24 protein-coding genes are annotated in these 18,914 nt (G+C 63.2%); 9 read left to right on the forward strand and 15 right to left on the reverse strand.

Going from position 1 to position 18,914, the window contains the following annotated elements:
• Positions 1 to 66: 66 nt before the first annotated feature.
• Positions 67 to 486 (forward strand): lysozyme inhibitor LprI family protein, encoded by a 420-nt coding sequence (locus AC1DX0_RS04765; protein ID WP_477221763.1) that lies wholly within the window; start codon positions 67 to 69, stop codon positions 484 to 486.
• Between the two features lie 14 nt (positions 487 to 500).
• Here AC1DX0_RS04765 and AC1DX0_RS04770 read toward each other — a convergent pair whose 3' ends face one another.
• The 8 genes from AC1DX0_RS04770 to AC1DX0_RS04805 all read right to left on the reverse strand — a co-directional run bounded on the left by AC1DX0_RS04770 (position 501) and on the right by AC1DX0_RS04805 (position 6,823).
• Positions 501 to 1,577 carry a 5-(carboxyamino)imidazole ribonucleotide synthase gene (locus AC1DX0_RS04770; protein WP_477221764.1) on the reverse strand — a complete coding sequence of 359 codons (1,077 nt, stop codon included), beginning with the start codon at positions 1,575 to 1,577 and terminating at the stop codon, positions 501 to 503.
• Positions 1,574 to 2,071 carry a 5-(carboxyamino)imidazole ribonucleotide mutase gene (gene purE / locus AC1DX0_RS04775; RefSeq protein WP_475456400.1) on the reverse strand — a complete coding sequence of 166 codons (498 nt, stop codon included), beginning with the start codon at positions 2,069 to 2,071 and terminating at the stop codon, positions 1,574 to 1,576. The genes AC1DX0_RS04770 and purE overlap by 4 nt, the downstream gene beginning before the upstream one ends.
• Before the next feature lie 102 nt (positions 2,072 to 2,173).
• Entirely contained in the window at positions 2,174 to 3,073 is a 900-nt protein-coding gene (locus tag AC1DX0_RS04780; protein ID WP_477221765.1) for a PfkB family carbohydrate kinase, read from the reverse strand.
• Entirely contained in the window at positions 3,070 to 3,945 is an 876-nt protein-coding gene (locus tag AC1DX0_RS04785; RefSeq protein ID WP_477354428.1) for a MurR/RpiR family transcriptional regulator, read from the reverse strand. Before AC1DX0_RS04785 ends, AC1DX0_RS04780 begins: the two co-directional genes overlap by 4 nt.
• Positions 3,946 to 3,958: 13 nt before the next feature.
• Positions 3,959 to 4,948: a sugar phosphate isomerase/epimerase family protein gene (locus AC1DX0_RS04790; protein ID WP_477221767.1), complete on the reverse strand. Its 990-nt coding sequence runs from the start codon at positions 4,946 to 4,948 to the stop codon at positions 3,959 to 3,961.
• Between the two features lie 189 nt (positions 4,949 to 5,137).
• Positions 5,138 to 6,046, reverse strand: a complete 909-nt coding sequence (locus AC1DX0_RS04795; protein WP_477354431.1) for an anti-sigma factor family protein — start codon at positions 6,044 to 6,046, stop codon at positions 5,138 to 5,140.
• The gene (locus AC1DX0_RS04800) at positions 6,043 to 6,582 is read right to left on the reverse strand and encodes a sigma-70 family RNA polymerase sigma factor (RefSeq protein ID WP_477221769.1); all 540 of its coding nucleotides are present in this window, start codon (positions 6,580 to 6,582) and stop codon (positions 6,043 to 6,045) included. Before AC1DX0_RS04800 ends, AC1DX0_RS04795 begins: the two co-directional genes overlap by 4 nt.
• Positions 6,583 to 6,619: 37 nt before the next feature.
• Positions 6,620 to 6,823: a hypothetical protein gene (locus tag AC1DX0_RS04805; RefSeq protein WP_477221770.1), complete on the reverse strand. Its 204-nt coding sequence runs from the start codon at positions 6,821 to 6,823 to the stop codon at positions 6,620 to 6,622.
• 165 nt (positions 6,824 to 6,988) lie between these two features.
• On the opposite strand from AC1DX0_RS04805, the gene AC1DX0_RS04810 reads away from it, so the two are divergent.
• Positions 6,989 to 7,345 (forward strand): hypothetical protein, encoded by a 357-nt coding sequence (locus AC1DX0_RS04810; RefSeq protein WP_477221771.1) that lies wholly within the window; start codon positions 6,989 to 6,991, stop codon positions 7,343 to 7,345.
• Between the two features lie 61 nt (positions 7,346 to 7,406).
• Here the strand turns inward: AC1DX0_RS04810 and AC1DX0_RS04815 are convergent, their stop codons facing one another.
• The 6 genes from AC1DX0_RS04815 to AC1DX0_RS04840 form a co-directional block, all read right to left on the reverse strand.
• Positions 7,407 to 8,612 (reverse strand): aminotransferase class V-fold PLP-dependent enzyme, encoded by a 1,206-nt coding sequence (locus tag AC1DX0_RS04815; protein ID WP_477221772.1) that lies wholly within the window; start codon positions 8,610 to 8,612, stop codon positions 7,407 to 7,409.
• A 25-nt stretch (positions 8,613 to 8,637) separates the two neighbouring features.
• Positions 8,638 to 9,099 carry a RidA family protein gene (locus AC1DX0_RS04820; RefSeq protein ID WP_477354434.1) on the reverse strand — a complete coding sequence of 154 codons (462 nt, stop codon included), beginning with the start codon at positions 9,097 to 9,099 and terminating at the stop codon, positions 8,638 to 8,640.
• A gap of 68 nt (positions 9,100 to 9,167) precedes the next feature.
• Positions 9,168 to 9,962 carry an amino acid ABC transporter ATP-binding protein gene (locus AC1DX0_RS04825; RefSeq protein ID WP_477221774.1) on the reverse strand — a complete coding sequence of 265 codons (795 nt, stop codon included), beginning with the start codon at positions 9,960 to 9,962 and terminating at the stop codon, positions 9,168 to 9,170.
• A 4-nt stretch (positions 9,963 to 9,966) separates the two neighbouring features.
• A complete protein-coding gene (locus AC1DX0_RS04830) occupies positions 9,967 to 10,617 on the reverse strand; it encodes an amino acid ABC transporter permease (RefSeq protein WP_477354437.1) in 651 nt (216 codons plus the stop codon).
• Position 10,618: 1 nt separating this feature from the next.
• Complete coding sequence (locus tag AC1DX0_RS04835; RefSeq protein ID WP_477221776.1) at positions 10,619 to 11,284, reverse strand: amino acid ABC transporter permease; 666 nt, start codon at positions 11,282 to 11,284, stop codon at positions 10,619 to 10,621.
• 72 nt (positions 11,285 to 11,356) lie between these two features.
• Entirely contained in the window at positions 11,357 to 12,229 is an 873-nt protein-coding gene (locus AC1DX0_RS04840) for a transporter substrate-binding domain-containing protein (RefSeq protein WP_032937624.1), read from the reverse strand.
• A 129-nt stretch (positions 12,230 to 12,358) separates the two neighbouring features.
• Between AC1DX0_RS04840 and AC1DX0_RS04845 the strand changes: the two genes are divergently transcribed.
• Positions 12,359 to 13,147: an IclR family transcriptional regulator gene (locus AC1DX0_RS04845; RefSeq protein ID WP_477221777.1), complete on the forward strand. Its 789-nt coding sequence runs from the start codon at positions 12,359 to 12,361 to the stop codon at positions 13,145 to 13,147.
• A gap of 11 nt (positions 13,148 to 13,158) precedes the next feature.
• On the opposite strand, the gene AC1DX0_RS04850 is transcribed toward AC1DX0_RS04845, so the two are convergent.
• Positions 13,159 to 13,362 carry a YdcH family protein gene (locus AC1DX0_RS04850; RefSeq protein ID WP_477221778.1) on the reverse strand — a complete coding sequence of 68 codons (204 nt, stop codon included), beginning with the start codon at positions 13,360 to 13,362 and terminating at the stop codon, positions 13,159 to 13,161.
• Positions 13,363 to 13,601: 239 nt separating this feature from the next.
• Here AC1DX0_RS04850 and AC1DX0_RS04855 point away from each other — a divergent pair, with 239 nt between their 5' ends.
• The 6 genes from AC1DX0_RS04855 (at position 13,602) to AC1DX0_RS04880 (ending at position 18,905) form a co-directional block, all read left to right on the forward strand.
• Positions 13,602 to 13,775 (forward strand): YdcH family protein, encoded by a 174-nt coding sequence (locus tag AC1DX0_RS04855; RefSeq protein WP_013892599.1) that lies wholly within the window; start codon positions 13,602 to 13,604, stop codon positions 13,773 to 13,775.
• Positions 13,776 to 14,077: 302 nt separating this feature from the next.
• Positions 14,078 to 15,331 (forward strand): flavodoxin-dependent (E)-4-hydroxy-3-methylbut-2-enyl-diphosphate synthase, encoded by a 1,254-nt coding sequence (ispG, locus tag AC1DX0_RS04860; protein WP_477354440.1) that lies wholly within the window; start codon positions 14,078 to 14,080, stop codon positions 15,329 to 15,331.
• Positions 15,332 to 15,336: 5 nt separating this feature from the next.
• Positions 15,337 to 16,191 carry a lytic transglycosylase domain-containing protein gene (locus AC1DX0_RS04865; RefSeq protein WP_477221780.1) on the forward strand — a complete coding sequence of 285 codons (855 nt, stop codon included), beginning with the start codon at positions 15,337 to 15,339 and terminating at the stop codon, positions 16,189 to 16,191.
• A gap of 17 nt (positions 16,192 to 16,208) precedes the next feature.
• On the forward strand, positions 16,209 to 16,760 hold the full coding sequence (locus tag AC1DX0_RS04870; protein ID WP_477221781.1) for a phosphotransferase-like protein: 552 nt from the start codon (positions 16,209 to 16,211) through the stop codon (positions 16,758 to 16,760).
• A gap of 186 nt (positions 16,761 to 16,946) precedes the next feature.
• Positions 16,947 to 18,077 carry a sterol desaturase family protein gene (locus AC1DX0_RS04875; protein WP_477221782.1) on the forward strand — a complete coding sequence of 377 codons (1,131 nt, stop codon included), beginning with the start codon at positions 16,947 to 16,949 and terminating at the stop codon, positions 18,075 to 18,077.
• Between the two features lie 90 nt (positions 18,078 to 18,167).
• Entirely contained in the window at positions 18,168 to 18,905 is a 738-nt protein-coding gene (locus AC1DX0_RS04880) for a class I SAM-dependent methyltransferase (protein WP_477221783.1), read from the forward strand.
• Positions 18,906 to 18,914 lie beyond the last annotated feature (9 nt).

Raw genomic sequence — 18,914 nt, forward strand, 5'->3', positions numbered from 1 at the left:
GCGGCATTGCGCGGCCATGGGCCGGCTGGGATGATGCCGTGTATTTCAAGTGATTTGGGGACGACGATGCGCCGAATACTCCTGTCTGCCTGCCTTGTCCTGCTGGCGGGAGCGTCGGTTGCCCGCGCACAGGAATGCGACCGCTCCGACGACAGCCAGCAGATGATGAACATCTGTGCCGGCGAGGACTATCAGGCCGCCGACGCCAAGCTGAATTCGGCCTATCAGAACCTGATCAGTTCCGACGATGCCGATGCCAAGAGATTGCTGCAGGCAGCACAGCGCGCCTGGATCGCCTTCCGCGACGCCGAATGCGCGCACAACACGGCCGCCAGCACAGGCGGCTCCATCCACGCGATGGAGGTTTCGCAATGCCTGACAAGGCTGACCAATGAGCGTATCAAGCAGCTCGCCGCGTCAGCCAATTGCGAGGAAGGCGATGCGAGCTGCGCCAATTCCGACGAGGATAGCGACGAGGTGCAATAGGCACGTTTCCGGGATTAGGTACGCGGGCTGATCCGGGTGAAATGGCCCATCTTGCGGCCGGGCCGGGCCTCCGCCTTGCCGTAGAGATGCAGCATCAGGTCGGGTTCGGCCAGCAGGGCCGGCACACGCAACACGTCGTCGCCAATCAGGTTTTCCATCACGCAATCGGAATGGCGTTTCGGGTCGCCGAGCGGCAGGCCGGCCACGGCGCGGATATGCTGCTCGAACTGCGAAACGATGCAGGCGGCCTCGGTCCAATGGCCGGAATTGTGGACGCGCGGCGCAATTTCATTGGCCAGCAGCGAACCGTCAGCCAGCACGAAGAACTCGACCCCGATGACGCCGACATAGTCGAGCGCCGACAGGATTTTTGCCGCCGCTGCGCGCGCCGCGTCCGCCGTTTCAGGCTTGATGGCGGCCGGCAAGGTCGAGGTGTGAAGAATGCCGTGGCGGTGGACATTCTCGGCCGGATCGTAGGCCGCGACCGTACCGTCCAGCCCGCGCGCCGCGATCACCGAAATCTCGCGCTCGAAAGGCACGAAGCTTTCCAGGATCAGCGGCACATTGCCCATCGCCTCGCAGGTGCCGGCGAAGCCGCCCGTCTCCATGTTGCGGAAGACGCGCTGGCCCTTGCCGTCATAGCCCATGCGGCGCGTTTTCAGGATGCCGCTGCCGCCGAATGCCTTCAACGCCGCCGTCAGCTCGTCGTCAGTGTCGACCGCACGGAAATCGGCGGTGGCAATGCCGATGCCGTTGAGGAAGGTCTTTTCGCTCACCCGGTCCTGCGCCACGTCGAGCGCGCGCGCCGGCGGATAGACCGGCACCTTGGCGGCGAGCGAACTGGCGGCTGCCACCGGCACGTTCTCAAACTCGTAGGTAACGACGGCACTTGCTGCCGCCAACTCGGCAAGAGCAGCCGGGTCGTCATAGGCGGCCGTTATCTGCCGGTTGGCGACCTGTGCTGCCGGGCAATCCGGCTGCGGCTCCAGCACGATGGTACGGTAGCCGAGGCGAGCGGCAGCCATCGCCAGCATGCGACCGAGCTGGCCGCCGCCAATGATGCCGATGGTCGATCCGGCGGGCAGGCTCACGGCGTATCCGTCGGCTCAGTCGCGACCTTGGCAGTCTGCGCGGCACGCCAGGCATCGAGGCGCTGGGCAAGCTTGTCGTCGTTCAGCGCCAGCACTGCGGCAGCCAGCAAGGCAGCATTGGCCGCACCCGCCTTGCCGATGGCCAGTGTGCCCACGGGAATGCCGGCCGGCATCTGGACAATCGAGAGCAGCGAATCCTGGCCCGACAGTGCCTTCGATTCCACCGGCACGCCAAACACCGGCAGCGGCGTCATTGCCGCCGTCATGCCGGGCAGATGTGCCGCACCGCCGGCGCCGGCGATGATGACCTTGTAGCCGGCGGCCTTGGCGCCCTTGGCGAAATCATAGAGGCGGTCAGGGGTGCGATGCGCGGAGATGATCAGCCGTTTGTGCGGGACGCCGAGCGCCTCCAGCGTTTCGGCCGCATGGCGCATGGTTGCCCAGTCGGACTGGCTGCCCATGATGATGGCAACGTCGGCGCGTTGATCGTCCAAGTTCATGCTCCCCGGCGACAAAGGCGCGCCTTAGCGGAATTCGGCAGCGACGGCAAGGATGGGCAGGCATGCTTGCCGTCTGGCAAGGCGGAAACCGGCCCGCTAGATGCCTTGACGCTCGGCCTCCGGCGTCGAGACCAGAAGGGCCGAAGCGGCGTTGGCTGCGGTGACGGCCGCTCGCATACCCTCGCCACGGGCAAGTGCCGCGGCCAGCGCGCCGACGAATTCGTCGCCCGCACCATGCGTGCTGACGAGCTTGACCGGGATGGCCGGCAGCGCGAAGGCCTCGCCGGTCCGATCGCAACAGGCGACACCCTCGCCGCCTGCGGTCACGATCACCACGGGACAGAGATCGACCAGACGCCGTGCCGCTTGCGCGGCGCCGTCGAGCGTCTCGACCACCGCCATGCCAGCCAGGAATTCCGCCTCGATGGCATTGACCACGAGGATATCGACCAGCCCGATCAACTCTTCTGAGAGTTTGCGTGCCGGGGCGGCATTGAGCACGACGCGGCCGCCTTGCGCCTTCACCGCGCGAGCGGCGGCTATGTTGGCTGCTTCCGGCACCTCGTTCTGCAACAGGAGCACCGCCGTCTGGGCAATCATTCCGGAAGCGCCTGCGATATCCTTTTCGCCGAGCGTCAGATTGCTGCCCGAGACGATCACCGCGCCATAGTCGCCGCCTGCGTCGAAGATCGCCACGCTCATGCCGGAGCCGGCGCCGGCGGCTACCCGCACGAAGCGGCGGTCGACTTTGGCGCAGTCGAGATTGGCCAGCAGTGCGTGTCCGAAATCGTCGTCACCGACGGCGCCGATCATTGCGGATCTGGCGCCGGCCCGTGCCGCTGAAACCGCCTGGTTGCCGCCCTTGCCGCCGCATTTCGGGTGCCAGGCATGGCCGGTCACCGTCTCGCCTTTGCGCGGGCGGTCGGGGGCGTCGACCATGATGTCGTAATGCAGGCTGCCAAAGACAGTGACGAGTGGGGTTGTGGACGGCGTCATGAGCCCCGGTCTTTTCGTTTCGATGTCACCGCCGACATGGTGCGGCCGAGATTGCACTCCGCCGCCTGGTAGTCACGCTGCGCCACTGCCACGAACAGCGCGTCGAGTATGTTGAGCTGGGCGATGCGCGCCGCCGCGTTCTCGCCCATCAGCGGGGAGCCCTGCGCGGTCGAGCACAGCACGATGTCGGCGACCTGGGCCAGCGGCGAGTTGTCGTAATTGGTGATGGCCAGGGTGCGGGCGCCATTCTTGCGGGCGAGCTGGATGGCGTCGATGACAGCCGACGTGTTGCCCGAATGCGAGAAGCCGACGGCGATGTCRTCSGCGCCGAGCAGCGAGGCCGACATCAGCATCATGTGCGAATCGTCGTAGACCGACGCGCGGATGCCGATGCGCAGGAATTTGTGCGARACGTCGCGYGCGATCTGCGCCGARCCGCCRACGCCGTAGAARTCRCGGTTCYTSGCSCGGWAGAGCAGSTCGGCGGCGCGGTCGAAATCSTCSATRTCGAGGATGGMGAGCGTYTCCTCCARCGCCTGGATYGAGGTGCGGAACACTTTTTGCACGATCTCGGCCGAACTGTCGTCGRMCGACARTTCCTGRTGCATCTCGGCGGTCGGCAGGCGGCTGTATTCATAGACGGCGGTGCGGAAGTCGCGATAGCCGGAGAAGCCGAGCTTYTTGGCGATCTTGACCACCATCGCCTCGGACACGCCGGMYTCCTCGGCGATCTGCTTCAGCGGAATCGTCTCGTCGAAGCCGCGCCGTCCGAAGACGGTTTCCACCACTTTCGCCTCCAGCGGGGTGAGGTGGGGCATCATCATGCGGATGCGCGGTCCCACCGCTTTCCGGTCCAGCCCGCTCAAAGTCATCCACGCCCCCTCGTCACGCGATCGATCCGAGCATGATCTCCTGGACGATGGCCTGCGTGGCGACCGCGTCCTGGCGGTCGATGGCGGAGGACAGACGGTTGTCCTTGTCGAGCCGCTCGACGACGCCGAGCATGCGCTTGACGGTGGCGATGTTGACYTCGCATTCGCGCACCGGRTCGAGCCCGGTCATGTCGGGRAAGGTGTCGAAGTAGATGGCGCCGGCGTARCCGTCGCGGCGGATCTGGCGCAGCARTTCGATSGTCTGCAGCGTGTGCACGGCGCCGACCATCAGGCCGTCGTCGCGCTTGGCGTAGCCGTCGTTGAGATGCACGCCGAGCAGTTTGCTGTGCCGGGCGACGAGGGCGGCGGCAAAGGCCGGCTGCTCGTCGGCGTAGAGAACATGGGCGAAGTCGAGGGTGACGCCGAGATTGGGCAGGCCGACCTCGCGGATCGCCAGCAAGGTGGTCGCGGCATCCGGCATCAGCGAGTAGGAACGCGGCTCGTTGGGCTTGTACTCGAGGCTGATCTGGCAGCCGGGGTCATGCGCGGCCACTTCACGGATTCCGTCGATTTCGTGTTGCCAGAGCGTCGCATAGTCGGCCTGGAAGGCATAGTCGAAGCCATCCTGTCCCAGCCACAGCGTCATCAGGCTGGCGCCGGCTTCACGCGCGGCGTCGATGCCGGCCTTGGTCAGGTCGATGGCCTCACGGCGCACCGCCGGATCGGGATTGGTGAAGGCGCCGAGCTTGAAGGCGGGGTTGGAGTAGTAGCGCATGGCAAAGCCATTGATGGAAAGTCCGAGATCGCCCAGTTTGCGCGCGATTTCCGCAGGCTTTTCACCGACATGGTCAGGAAAGTTGAGGTCGAGATCGGTAAGCCCCTCGACCTTGGCGGCGCGCGCCGCCATCTGCATCAGCGACGGCTTGCCGGTAAGATCGGGCCATTCGGCCTGCGACCGCGAGGCAAAGGAATTCAGGCGCGTGGCGAAACGATGGGTTGTCATGGACGATCCTTCAATCACCATGACTTCACATAAATATGAATATTTGTAAAGTTATTGTTTTGAAGGAAGCCGCGAGGCGAGCGATCTGGCTTGCAACCGGAGTTGAGCACGCACGGGCGCGCCGGCAGTTTCCCGGTCGGGCGACTGCCTCCTCAGAGCGTTAGGATCAACAATGGGGCTGGACTGCCTTCACACCGCCGCCTTGCGGAAGCGGGCGACGAAGTCGTCGAGTTCGGGCCGTTCCATGTCGGAGATCGCCCAGTAGGAGAAGGCTCCGTCGCTCCAGTGCACCATCGAGAAGCCGCCGGATGACAGGTCGTCCGGCTGGGTGGTCTTGCTGCCTTGCTGGGGCTCGGCGACCAGCGTGATCAGGTGCTCGCGGTGACGGTAGACCAGGGCCGGCACCGGCCGACCTGAGATCACTTCAACCCGGCCGCCGATCAGCGCGAAACCGTCCTGGGCAAGGTCGGGCGCCGGCGGCGAGACGCCGATGCGGGCATCAAGCCATGGCTTGACCGTATGGCGGTCGGACGAGACGATGTCGATCGGGCTTGCGGCAAGCAGGCTGCGGCGATGGCCGCTGGCGACCGCGGCGGCAAAGCCGTCATCGACGCCGCTCTGCATCACCCATTGTGTCGCCCCGCTGGCCAGCACCGCACTGATCATGATCGACGCGGCCATGGCGCGCCAGTCGAACGAGCCGAAGCGGCGCGCCCTTGGCAGCAGCCGTGTCTGGGAGGGTCGTGTTCCGGTTTCTCGTCTCTGGCCGCCGCCGGCGCCCGCAATCAATCCCGGCAGGGCCGACGGTGCGCCCCTCTGCGGCTCGTTCGCCTCGGCTGGCGCCGGCTGTTCGGTGCCGGCCATGCCGATTGCCGCAATGCGGGCGCGAAAGTCATCGCTGACATCGGGGCGCGGCAAGCGGTTGACAGCGCCTTGCAAGGCGACAATGCGGGCATGCTCGGCGGCAAGCCGGGGATCGGCGGCGATGCGCCGTTCCAAGGCCAGTGCTGCCGCTGCATCGAKTTCACCATCTACCAAAGCATGGATCATCAGCCTGATGCCTTCGGGATCGTTGGGCAGTCCGTCGTCGTGCGTCATGACGCTCTCCCCAGTTCAGACGCAAGCAGGCCGCGGGCACGGGCCAACCTCGACATCACCGTGCCGATCGGCACGGTCAGCATTGCAGATATTTCGCGATAGCTGAGGCCGTTGATATCGCGCAGCACCAGTGTTTCGCGATAGGGCTGCGGCAGGGCAGCGATCGCCGCCTCGAGTGCCGCCGTATCGGCCCTGGCAATCAGGCTGGCCTCCGGGCCATCCTCGTCGGGCAGGCTGGTGCCGTGTGCCGCCGCCATATCGTCGAGATCGCCGAGGTCGCCGACGGCCATCATGGCGCGCGGCCGGTTGCGCGACATCCAGGTGTAGGAGGTGTTGCGCACGATGGTCAGCAGCCAGGCACGGGCGTTGCCGCCGGCATAGCCCGAAATGCCGGCATGCGCCTTGATGCAAGCGTCCTGCACCACATCCTCGGCGTCGGCGGCATTGCCAGTCAGCCAGCGGGCAAGCGCCAGCGCATCGCCGAGATGCGGCAGCACCACCTGGTTGAAGCGTTCTGCCAGGGCCCTCTCGCTCAAAGCGGCACCATGATCCGATACTCCGGGCCGGGCCGCCTCAAGATGCGACGGCGACCTTGCTTTGCTCGCAGGGGCAAAGCCCCCGGAAACAGGCAGAGCCGCCTGCCTTGCCGAAACTGAATTCATCTGCGTCACCGGTGTCAAGCGCCATGGAGGAGAGACTGATGACGATCATGCGCGCCAGCATATGGTCACGGCCTGTGCCGCAGCCATGGTCGCTGTTCTCGCAATGACGGGGCATGTCGATCTCCTCAACGCCAGCCGTGGCGTATGTCGAGGAGACCTGTCGCGGCGCCGATTTATTCCCGCTTGCATCTCTTTCGTGATCACGGTGTCGTGATCTTCGGTGTCTCGCGCCTAGGCGAAGATACAGCGAACAATCCTCTGGCAATCAAGGAAGTTGAATATGTTGCGTGAAATGCAAGAACTGATCGGGTTCTTCATCCCACATGTCCGCGACACCGAAACCTTGGAACGCCTACTCCGAATGATCGATGACCGTGGTTCTTGGCCCAAGGCCCATCACCTCTTTGATCACATTCGGCACAAGACGCTACGCGCACATCGTGGTCAGGATATTCAGGCCCAGGCGCAATTCATGTTTGAAGAGGCCTGCGCCAAAACGCTGTTCAATCTTACCCACAGCACTGCACCGTTCGATTCCGACTCACCATACTGGATCGTGCCGAATGCTCTGACCTGTGCACAGAAGCTTCGGCTGGATCCGATGGATGTGGTCAGGATTGTTGCCAGGACTGACTGACACGCATTGCAATACGGCGGCGAAATGCTCTGGCGAGACCTTAGTGTTGCTTGGTGCGCATTCAATCCGGCCAGCGCAAGACGCCGGATGAATCTTTGCGGGCAACCTTCATCGCATCGGCGGGACGGTCCTTCGCGGTCAATATGGCGCGCAGCCGTTCGGCGACGATCTCCGCCTCGCCGGGATGAAGGTTGCAGGGGTCGAGGAAGAAATGGCCGCGCTCGATTTCGTGGTTGCGCACGATGATCGGCGGCGAGCCCGCCGCCAGCGCCGAGGTGAGGCCGGCGGCGCTGAAGCGGCTTTCCGGCGATACGAAGATTTGCAGCCGATCGAGCGGATTGGCTGTCGGGTCTGGAATGATCTTCGCAAAGATGCCCCGCAGCCCCTGCAAAGCGTCCTTCCACAGATTGAGTGCCGCCTCCTCGCGCAGGCGGATGCCGGCGTGGTCACGCTTCTCCCAGGCTTCGAGTGCGGCCATGGTGCCGGCGATGCTTTCCTTGCCGACCTTCATGGCGCGGGCGACGCCGCGGTTCTGCAGATAGGCTGATCGCACCAGGTCCTTGCGGCCTGTGACGATGCCGCTGGTCGGTCCACTCAGGAATTTGTGGCCGCTGTAGATGACGACATCGGCGCCGCGCGCCAGGAAGCCGCGCAAATCGTATTCCGACGCGGCATCGACGATCACCGGCACGCCCTTGGCGTGGCAAATCTCGCAGAATTCTTCCAGCGACAGCATGCCGTACTGCACGGTGTGGTGGGCAACGACGTAGAGGCCTGCCACTGTCTGGTCGTTGATCGCTTCGCGCACATGATAGTCCTGCGTCACGCTGACCGTGCCGGCGGGGATCACCTTGGCGCCGGCGACGCGGACCGACTGGTCGATCGGGGCGCCGTAATTGACGATGTGGCCAAGCTGGATGACGACCTCCGACTTGAGATCGCCGGTATCGTCAGGCAGGCGTTCGATCGCAAGCAGGTTGTTTCCCGTCATCGCACCGGCGATCGCCATGGTGATGCCGCTGGCGCAGCAGGCGGTGATGAAGCCGGCCTCGCCGCCGGTGAGGCGCGCGACGACCGTGCTCGCGGCGCGCTGCAGATCGTCCATCTCCACCCATTGCGAAGCCATTTCGGCCATGGCGCTGATCGCCTCCGGAACGATGATCGACGCGCCGAGCGCGGTCATGGTGCCGGAGACATTGATGATCGGGCGAAGGCCGAGCCGTTCGCGGATGGTGGTGTTGGAGCCGGCGGCGGAAGTGGTTTTCATGTCAGCAGATCCCGTGGGTGGCAGGTCAGGCAGCGATYTCGACGACYGCYTCGATTTCGACWGTGATGTTKCCMGGCAGCGAGCCGACGCCGATCGCCGAGCGGGCGTGSCCGCCRATAYTAKCRAAMACAKCGGCRAAAAGATCGGARCAGCCATTCACGACTTTGGGGTGGTCGCTGAAGGTCGGCGTGGCATTGACGAAGCCRAGAAGCTTGACGAYGCGSACGATGCGGCCGAGRTCGCCGGCGGCGGCRTGCATRACGGCAAGCAGGTTGAGCCCGGTCAGGCGCGCATGCTCATAGGCCTGCTCGACGGTGACGTCCTCTCCGACCTTGCCRGTGCARAGCGTGCCGTCGGCGCGCAGCGGCCCYTGGCCGGACAGGAAGATCAGCCGGCCGCTCTCGGCATGGGTGACGAAATTGGCGATGGGCGTCGGCGGCTCGGGCAGCGTCAGGCCGAGTTCGGCGAGCCGGATGTAAGGCGTCATGGAAGAAGGCTCCCTTGAATGGCTTCGGCCATCCGATGTCAGAAATAAATGGCGTCAGCCGTCCAGTGTCAGAAATGCGAGGCGCGGAAGCGCGCCAGGAAGGTGCGGAGGCGCTCGTTGCTGGTCTCCGCCGCGAGGATCTCCTTGGGTGGGCCGACAGCGCTGACGCCGCCATCGGCCATGAAGACGATGCGGCTCGAAGCGTCGCGGGCGAAGGCCATTTCATGCGTCACCATCAGCATGGTCATGCCGTCCTCGGCAAGGCTGCGCACCACGGCCAGCACCTCGCCGACCAGTTCAGGGTCGAGCGCCGAAGTGATCTCGTCGAGCAGCAGGATCTTCGGCTCCATCGCAACGGCACGGGCGATGCCGACGCGCTGCTGCTGGCCGCCGGAGAGTTCGGCAGGCAGGCTGTCGGCCTTGTGGGCGAGGCCGACACGGCCGAGCCAGTGTTCGGCGGCCTGGCGCGCCTCGGCCTGGCTCTTTCCCCGCACCTTGGTGAGGCCGAGCATGATGTTGCCGGCAGCGGTGAGGTGCGGAAACAGGTTGAAGCTCTGGAACACCATGCCGGTCTCGGCGCGCATGCTGGCCAAGTCGCGCTCGCTGCGGCGCTGGCGCGTTCCAGCCTCGCGATAGCCGACCTCCTTGCCGTCGATGCGGATCGAGCCGCTGTCGTAGCTCTCGAGGAAATTGACGCAGCGCAGCAGCGTGGTCTTGCCGCTGCCGGAGGGACCGATGACGGTCACCACCTCGCCGCGGTTGACCTGAAGGCTGACGGAACGCAGCACCTCGACGGCGCCGAAGGCCTTGGAGACATCGCGCACGTCGAGCAGCGCGGGACTGGCGTTTGTGGCATCGGACATCGTGCTATTCCCGAATGAAGGCAAAGCGCCGCTCGAGCCGCCGGCTGGCGAGCGAGAGCGCGTAGTTGACCGCGAAATAGATGAGCGCGCCGAGGATATAGAGCGGCATTGCCTCATAGGTGCGGCCGATGACCTGGTTGATGGCCTGCATCAGATCGGTGATGCCGAGCAGCGACACCAGTGCGCTGCCCTTGACCGCATCGGTGACGCCGTTGATCCAGGGCGGCAGGAAGCGCCTGAAGGCCTGCGGAAAGATGACGTAGGTGAGCCGTTGGCGGAAGGTCAGGCCGATCGCCATCGCGGCTTCGGACTGGCCTTTCGGGATCGAGCCGACCGCGCCCCTGAGATATTCGATGACCTGAGCCGTCTTGAACAGGGTCAGCGCCAGCACGGCGGCCCAGAAMGACGSCAGATGCAGGCCGAYGGCGGGCAGGCCGTAATAGACGAAGAAMATCAAGACTAGGATCGGAATGCCGCGAATGGTGTCGGAGAAGATGCGCACCGCCCAGCGCAGCGGGGCAGGGCCATAGACCAGGCCGACACCAAGCACGACGCCGGCGATGAGCGACAGTGTGACGACCAGAAGCGACACCCACAGGGTCAGGGCGAAGCCTTTGGCGAGGAAGGGCAGGGCGTAGAGGATCTGGCTCAGCATGTCAGCGCGCCGCCCTGAACCGGCGCTCGACGAGCCTGAGCCCGAAAAGCAGGATGTAGCCGGTCACCAGATACATCGCCGTCGTCACCAGATAGACCTCGACGATGCGGAAGGTGTTGAAGTTGATCCACTGGGCGCCGAAGGTGAGCTCGGGCACCGAGATGACCGAGGCGATCGACGTGTCCTTGAACAGCGAGATGAAGGTGTTGGAGAGCGCCGGCAGCGTGATGCGCAGCATGGTCGGCAGACGCACGTGGATGAGCCTTTGCCAGGGCGTCAGGCCGATCGCCTTGCCGGCATCGAGCTGGCCGCGCGGGACGGCTTCTAGCCCTGAGCGAAACACCTCGACCAGATAGGCGCCGCTATAGACCGACAGCGTCAGGACGAACGATGTCGGTGCGCTGTAGGCGAGATCAACCACGGTCGGCAGGCCGTAGAAGACGAGATAGACCAGCAGAATCAGAGGCACGTTGCGGATGAATTCGACATAGGCGGCGATGATGGTGCGCACCGTGCGTCCTGCCGAGACATACCAGACCGCCAGCACCAGGCCGATGAGGACGCCGATGGCGATCGAGATCACCGCAAGCTCGAGGCTGAGCAGCAGGCCGCCCCAGAGCTTGTCGAAATGCCGCCAGATCAGATTGAAATTGAGGGCATAGCCCATGCCTAAGCCTTAGCACACAGCGGACCGTCGGGAGGCGGAAGGGCGCCGGGGCGCCCTCCCGCCTGATGCAGATCAGATGGCCGGGAAGCCGGGATGGCGTGCCGGCGGCTCCTGTCCGAAATAGTCCTTGAATGCCGCGTCGTAGAGGGCGTTTTCGTGGCCGAACATGGCGATGGTGAAGGTCGCGTTGACGAAGGACAGCCAGTCGAGGTCGCCTTGCCGGAGTGCTGCACCATACAGCATGCTCAGCCAGCTCTTGCCGGCGTCGAAATATTTGTCCGGGTTGCGCGAGGCGAGCCAGCGCACGGTGGACAGATCGACGGCGGCTGCGTCGACGCGTTTCGATTCCAGTGCCTGAAGCACGTTGGCCTGGGTATCGATCTGCATGACCTGGCACTGCGGCAGCACCGAATGCACCTGTGCCTCGGCATCGACATTCTGCAGAATGGAGATGCGTGTTGCGGCGCCGCCGGCGAGCAGCTTGTCGAAGGTCTTGTTCTCGGCGGTCGGAAGGCTCAGCAGGGCAACGCCCTCGACATAGTAGGGCCGGGAGAAATTGACCAGCTGCGAACGCTGGGCGCTCATCGTCATGAACTGGATGGTGATGTCGACCTTGTTGGTGGTGACGTTGGGAATGCGCTGTGCCGGATCCTGCATGACGAACTCGACCTTGGTCGGATCRTCGAASAGGCCCTTGGCCAGAATSCGCCCCATGGTGATGTCCATGCCGACCAACTCGCCGGCATCGTTCTCGAAATGCCAGGGCGCGTTGGTGCTGCCGGTGCCGACGATCAGCTTGCCGCGGTCGAGCACGGTGCGCAGCAGGCTGTCGGATGCGGCCTGCGCGGCGGCCTTCTGGGCATCGACGGTGGCCAGCACGCCGGCGGTGGCCAGTCCCGCCATTCCCAATTTCAGAAAATCACGTCTTCCGGATGTGTCGTTCACGGCGACCTCCTTTCGTGTTGTGTTCCCCTATGCACAGGCAATACACGCGACGGTGATTTCAAAGCGATTGTCTCTTACAAGAGACGCATGTATCCTGTACAAGACAGATACTAACACCAGGAATCGACAATGCAAGATGGCAATGCCTTGGCAGTTTCAGCCGACGAAAAGACGACAGCTTCTCGCGAGAAGGGGCTCAACCGGGTGCTCGAAATCCTGGACTTTCTGCACACGACGCAGCGGGCGATCGGCATCGGCGACCTTGCCAAGGGGGTGAACGCTCCGCGTTCCACGACCTACACGCTGGTGCGATCACTGGTCGACGCCGGCCTGCTGGAAATGGAAGGCGACGGCAACCGCGTCTATTTCGGCAAGAAGCTCTATCTCTACGGAATGGATTATGTGCGCGGCAACGATTTGCTACGGCGCGGGCGCCAGGAGGTCGACCATCTGTCGCGCGAGACCGGCGAGACGTCGGAACTGTGCATGCTGCAGAGCGGCCGCTACACCATCGTCCACGCAAGCCCAGGCACCAGGCCGTTCCGCATCAGCTCGGCCACCGGCCTGCAGATACCGCTGCCGTGGACCGCGTCTGGCAGGTTGCTGTTGGCAGGGTTGGAGCGGGCTGAGATCGAAGCCATGGTGTCTGACGACGATCTCTTGCTACCCGATGGTCGCAAGCTGCGGCTCGATGATTTCATCGACGATATCGCCAAGGCAGGGGTGACCGGCTACTGCGTCACTTCGGGCTTGGTCGATGCCTACACGAAATGCCTTGCGGTGCCGGTCTTTTCAGCGCCGGGCAAGGTCGAGGCGACGATGTGCCTGGTGGTTCCCATCGACACGTCCGATGAGCGGACCGGCAGTCTCATCGGCCTGCTGCGCGACCGCGCGTCCAGGCTTTCGATCGGCGGATAGGCGAAAGACGGCTAAGCGATGATGTCTGGAATGATCTTGTCTTCCAGGGTCATCAGCCGGTCCTTGAGCGCCAGCTTCTTCTTTTTCATGCGCTGAATCTGCAGCGGGTCGCAGTTGGTGGCGATCATCGCGTTGATCGCGGCGTCGAAATCGGCGTGTTCCTGCTTCAGCCGGGAAAATTCGAGGCGAATATCGGCCTTTTCCTGATCGGACATTCTCTACCGTCTGCACGTCTGCGGCGCCCAAAACTGGGCCTGGTTGGGCGGGGGCGGCAATTTCTGCCACCGGCGCGCAGCCAATATCACATTTCACATTGTCGTGGAATGCTACCACGCAGCATTCGACATCCCGGTCGGAAGGTGGCAAAGTGTCATCGTGCCGTCACAGAAGCGACCTGCGGTGGACGTGTCTTTGACGGCTRCAATCGAGGAAACCATGAAAGGGAGAACCAATCATGTCTCTTGCATCCCATCTTGATGAGTTGCAGCGGAAACACGGCGACATCGAACGCGAAATCGATGACGCGATGAACCACCCATCGGTGGACGACCTCGAAATCGTGAATCTCAAGCGACGCAAGCTGGCACTCAAGGACGAGATTGAAAAATTGAGGGCGACCACGCATTGACGCTCAACTGATATAGCCGCTCATCATTTGCGGTCTTTCTTGCCGGCGGCAACCGCCGCCGGTGTCGTGGTTTTGATTTTGTCAACGGCTATGAGCCATGGCTAATATTATATCTTCAAGCTCCTTCTGACCAAGCCATTTGCGATCCTGACGGCGGCCATTTCTGGCCAGTGGCGACCTGTCGCCATTGACAAGCCATCTTTGCTCCTCCACCTCATGCCCGAACCTCAGCGCATCGGCCCCGGGGAGTGCTTGTGCGTCCAAGCGGACGCACGGAGCTTCAGAGACAAAAGGCTGCCGGCATGACCGGATATTTTTCCTTTCCTTTCCCCCGCCGCACCTCGGTCGGCGTCGATGTTGGCGGCGTGGTCGTTGGCGGCGGCGCCCCGGTYGTCGTGCAGTCGATGACCAACACCGACACCGCCGATATCGACCAGACCGTTGCGCAGGTCGCGGCACTGCACCGCGCCGGCTCSGAGATCGTRCGCATCACCGTCGAYCGCGACGAAAGTGCAGCCGCCGTGCCGCGCATTCATGAACGGCTCSAGCGTCTCGGCATCAATGTGCCGCTGGTCGGCGAYTTCCACTATATCGGCCACAAATTGCTCGCCGATCATCCTGCTTGTGCCGAGGCGCTGGCCAAGTACCGCATCAATCCSGGCAATGTCGGCTTCAAGGACAARAAGGACCGGCAGTTCACTGATATCGTCGAAATGGCGATCAAACACGACAAACCGGTGCGCATCGGCGTTAACTGGGGCTCGCTCGACCAGGAGCTTCTGACCCGGCTGATGGACGACAACCAGGACAAGGGTTTCCCGCTGACGGCGCAGGAGGTGATGCGCGAGGCAATCGTGCAGTCGGCGATCCTGTCGGCCGAGATGGCCGAAGAAATCGGCCTCGGTCGGGAAAAAATCATCCTGTCGGCCAAGGTCAGCGGGGTGCAGGATCTGATCGCCGTCTATACCGAGCTTGCCACCCGCTCCAACCACGCGCTGCATCTTGGTCTCACCGAGGCCGGCATGGGCTCGAAAGGCATCGTCGCCTCGTCCGCCGCCATGGGCATCCTTTTGCAGCAAGGCATTGGCGACACCATCCGCATCTCGTTGACACCGGAGCCGAATGGCGACCGCACGCGCGAAGTGCAGGTGTCGCAGGAACTGCTGCAGACCATGGGTTTCAGGCAGTTCGTGCCGATCGTCGCCGCTTGCCCCGGCTGCGGTCGCACCACCTCGACCGTGTTCCAGGAGCTGGCGCAGAACATCCAGGCGGACCTGCGCAAGAACATGCCGGTGTGGCGTGAAAAATATCCCGGCGTCGAGAACCTCAAGGTCGCGGTGATGGGCTGCATCGTCAACGGCCCGGGTGAGTCCAAGCATGYCGATATCGGCATTTCTCTGCCCGGCACCGGCGAGACCCCGACGGCGCCCGTCTTCGTCGACGGCAAGAAGGCGGCGACGCTGCGCGGACCGTCGATCGCGGCGGATTTCGAGAAAATGGTCGCCGACTATATCGATCAGAGGTTCGGTCGTGGCGGCAAGGCCGCGGCAGAGTAGACCAGATGCAGCGTTTCCTCTGGGCGGCGCTGATAGTCTTGTGCGGTATGGCCTGGTCGACGCTTGCCGGGGCCGATCCGCCGCAATCGGCCAAGCAGCGGCTGATCGACAAGGTCTGCAACCTGATCCAGGCCCATGCCGACCAGAACGGCCTGCCCAGGGATTTCTTCGCCCGGCTGATCTGGAAGGAAAGCCGTTTCGACCCCAATGCTGTCAGCCCCGTCGGCGCCGAAGGCATCGCCCAGTTCATGCCGGGCACCGCCAAGATGCGGGGGCTCGAAAATTCCTTCGACATCAACCAGGCGATCCCGGCCTCGGCGAAATACCTCGCCGAAATGAAAACCAGCTACGGCAATCTTGGCCTGGCGGCCGCCGCCTACAATGCCGGCGAAAGCCGGGTGTCGCGCTGGCTGGGCTCGGGCGGCTTCCTGCCGATGGAGACCGAGAGCTATGTCTTCGACATCATGGGCGAGCCAGCGGACAAGTTCGCCGATACCAGCTATGCCGGAACCATCCAGCCGCTCGACAAGAAGGCGAGCTTTGCGGTTGCCTGCCGCAAGCTACCGGTGATCATGTCGCAGACCGTGGCGATGGCCTCGATCAACATAAAGCCGTGGGGCGTCCAGGTCGCCGGCAATTTCAGGCGCGGGGCGGCGATCAACCAGTGGCTGCGGGTGAGGAGCCGGTTTCCGGCTCTGCTCGCCGGCCATGATCCAGTGGTGAGCCGGGTGCGCACGCCGATCGGCCGGCGCGGCATCTATGCCGTCAGGATCGGCATCGACGATCGTGCCACCGCCAATGTCATCTGCCAGAAATTACAGAGCGTCGGCGGGGCCTGCGTGGTGGTGCGCAACCGGTAGTCCGAAGGAGCATCGGCGTGAAAGCCAGGATCGTCCTGCTCAATGGCGTCGGCAGTGCCGGCAAAAGCTCGATCGCCAGGGCGTTACAGACAATAACCGCCGCCCCTTTCCTGCATGTCCAGATGGACAGTTTTCTCGAGATGCTGCCCGATGCCTTGCAGGACCATGCCGATGGTTTCTCCTACGAAACCGTTCAACAGGGCGGCAAGCCGTCGGTGGTGATCAGGGCCGGACCGGTGGGCGAAAAAACCCTGCGCGGCATGCGCCACGCCGTCGCCGCCATGGCCGGGCAAGGCAACAACCTCATCGTCGATGAGGTGCTGTGCAATGGCGATATGTCGGACTATGTCAAACTCTTGTCTGCCTTCGATCTCCATCTGGTCGGCGTCATGGCGCCGCTGGAGGTTCTGGAAGCCCGAGAAGCCCGGCGAGCAGACAGGCTGCCGGGCCTGGCGCGCTGGCAATATGAGCGCGTGCACCGGGATATACGCTACGATCTCGAAGTCGACACCAGCCGGTTTACGCCGCTCGAATGCGCCCAGCGCATCCAGCAAAGATTCCATCTATAGCGGCCGGCATCTTCTATCGCGGCGACAGCTTTCGCCATTCAACAACAATGCCGATAGCTGATGTTGCAGCAAGCGTCGGTCGGAGTGGCGTCGATTAAATCTTAATAATTTCTGCTATAGCAAAGGCAGGATCAGTATTTCCGGCGCAGATATGTTCGCGCCCTTTGACCAGGGGGCATTATACCGGTGGCAAATTTCCTCAAAAAGATTGTCGGCGAGCTCGAAACGCCCCGCTCCAAGCGGCCATTCGGTTCCGGCTGGCTGTCCGGGTCGATCGGCTTGCTTGCCGGGGTCACCGGCCTGCTGATGGTCATCGTGTTGCGCTACCCGTCGCTGACCTCGATGCCGGATCTGGCGCCTATCCATCAGATGCTGTTCTTCAAGCCGGTGCTCTATTTCGTGCTCATCTCCGGCTATATACTGGCCATATTGAGCATGATGCTGCGCAGGGAAAAGACGCTCGGCGCGGCGGCGATGTTCACCGTGCTCCTGGCATCGCTGCTCGGCATGCTCCCGGTCCGTCATCAGCTGCAGATTGACGGCGTCTTCTTCGGCCTCGATTTTTTCATTCTGAACGCGCTCTTCATGGGCGTGCTGTTCGTTCCGCTCGAACGCATTCTTGCCCGCAACAAGGACCAGACAGTGTTCCGCGACGAATGGCGCGAAGACCTGTTTTACTATCTGGTCTCGTCGCTGCTGGTGCAGATACTGACCTACCTGACCCTGGCGCCGTCCACTCTGGTCAACGCGCAGGGCGGCCTTGGTTCGGTGCGTGCCTGGGTCCACGACCTGCCTTGGCTGGTGCAGTTGGTGGCGGTGATGTTCCTGACCGATCTTGCCCAATATTGGGTGCACCGGGCCTTCCACCGCATCCCCTTTCTGTGGAATTTCCATGCCGTGCATCATTCAGCCAAGTCGATGGACTGGATTGCCGGCGCGCGGATGCATTTCCTGGAAATCATCGTGCTGCGCAGCCTGACCGCCACGCCGATGTTCGTTCTGGGGTTCGATGAATCTGCGATCCAGACCTATATCCTGATCGTCTACGTCTATTCATCTTTCATCCATTCCAACATCGGAACCAGTTTTGGCCCGGCCGAAAAACTGCTGGTGTCGCCGCGCTATCATCACTGGCATCACGGCCTCGAGAAAGAGGCGATCGACGTCAACTTCGCCATCCATTTCCCGCTGCTCGACCGGCTGTTYGGCACCTACCATCTGCCGGAGGGACGGTGGCCGAAGGGCTATGGCATTCATGGCCACCCCGTGCCGAAAGGATATTGGCGGCAATTCCTCTACCCCTTCCGGCGCGGCTAAGGCGTTCACAGGTTTCGCGGAACAGGCGAGCAGCTCCATCTCCAGCACGCCCGTCGCATCCAGCAGAAATTTCGGTTATAGGCCGCTGCCATGACCGACAGACTCTACAGCGACCCAGACCTCGTCCAGTTCTACGATATCGAGAACACAGGCGGCGACGATTTCAATTATTGTGTCGGTTTCGCCGGCAATGCCCGCTCGGTTCTTGATCTCGGCTGCGGCACCGGGCAGCTGGCCGCAGCGCTCAGCCAAGGCCGTAGCGTCACCGGCGTCGATCCGGCATCGCCGATGCTCGATGTCGGGCGCGGCAGGCCTAATGGAGATAAGGTCGACTGGGTTGAGGGAGACGCGCGAACAGTTCGGCTCGGCCGACGCTTCGATCTGGTGTTGCTGACCGGGCATGCCTTCCAGGTGTTTCTGACGGCCGAGGATCAGTCAGCTGTGCTGCGCACCATCGCCGAACATCTTGCAGCGGATGGCCGCTTCATTTTCGACAGCCGAAATCCCGTTGCGAAGGAATGGCTGGAATGGACGCCGCAGCGCTCCGAAAGGATCGTGTTGCATCCCCACCTTGGCGCGGTGAAATCCTGGAACGACGTTGAGCGCGATGCCGTGACCGGCATCGTCACCTACTCGACGTTCTATGAAATTCCAGGTGGCAACGCGGTTCTGAGCGCCGAATCGAAGATCGCGTTCCCGGCAAGGGAAGATCTTGCCGGGATGCTCGGCGAGGCCGGCCTGCTGGTCGAGCAATGGCTCGGCAATTGGCACGGCGAACCTTACGTCGATAGCGCGCCGGAAATCATTCCGATCGGCAGGTTGCGCTGATCCGGCAGC

The sequence above is a fragment of the Mesorhizobium sp. P3_A9 genome (genome assembly GCF_056402975.1).

What these genes read in the sequence shown, in the direction of transcription:
- AC1DX0_RS04780 (WP_477221765.1), bottom strand. Translation starts at nt 3,073, where the DNA reads ATGACGCCGTCCACAACCCCACTCGTCACTGTCTTTGGCAGCCTGCAT.
- AC1DX0_RS04865 (WP_477221780.1), top strand. Translation starts at nt 15,337, where the DNA reads ATGCAGCGTTTCCTCTGGGCGGCGCTGATAGTCTTGTGCGGTATGGCC.
- AC1DX0_RS04765 (WP_477221763.1), top strand. Translation starts at nt 67, where the DNA reads ATGCGCCGAATACTCCTGTCTGCCTGCCTTGTCCTGCTGGCGGGAGCG.
- AC1DX0_RS04855 (WP_013892599.1), top strand. Translation starts at nt 13,602, where the DNA reads ATGTCTCTTGCATCCCATCTTGATGAGTTGCAGCGGAAACACGGCGAC.
- AC1DX0_RS04845 (WP_477221777.1), top strand. Translation starts at nt 12,359, where the DNA reads ATGCAAGATGGCAATGCCTTGGCAGTTTCAGCCGACGAAAAGACGACA.
- AC1DX0_RS04835 (WP_477221776.1), bottom strand. Translation starts at nt 11,284, where the DNA reads ATGGGCTATGCCCTCAATTTCAATCTGATCTGGCGGCATTTCGACAAG.
- AC1DX0_RS04880 (WP_477221783.1), top strand. Translation starts at nt 18,168, where the DNA reads ATGACCGACAGACTCTACAGCGACCCAGACCTCGTCCAGTTCTACGAT.
- AC1DX0_RS04815 (WP_477221772.1), bottom strand. Translation starts at nt 8,612, where the DNA reads ATGAAAACCACTTCCGCCGCCGGCTCCAACACCACCATCCGCGAACGG.
- AC1DX0_RS04810 (WP_477221771.1), top strand. Translation starts at nt 6,989, where the DNA reads ATGTTGCGTGAAATGCAAGAACTGATCGGGTTCTTCATCCCACATGTC.
- AC1DX0_RS04825 (WP_477221774.1), bottom strand. Translation starts at nt 9,962, where the DNA reads ATGTCCGATGCCACAAACGCCAGTCCCGCGCTGCTCGACGTGCGCGAT.
- AC1DX0_RS04850 (WP_477221778.1), bottom strand. Translation starts at nt 13,362, where the DNA reads ATGTCCGATCAGGAAAAGGCCGATATTCGCCTCGAATTTTCCCGGCTG.
- AC1DX0_RS04805 (WP_477221770.1), bottom strand. Translation starts at nt 6,823, where the DNA reads ATGCCCCGTCATTGCGAGAACAGCGACCATGGCTGCGGCACAGGCCGT.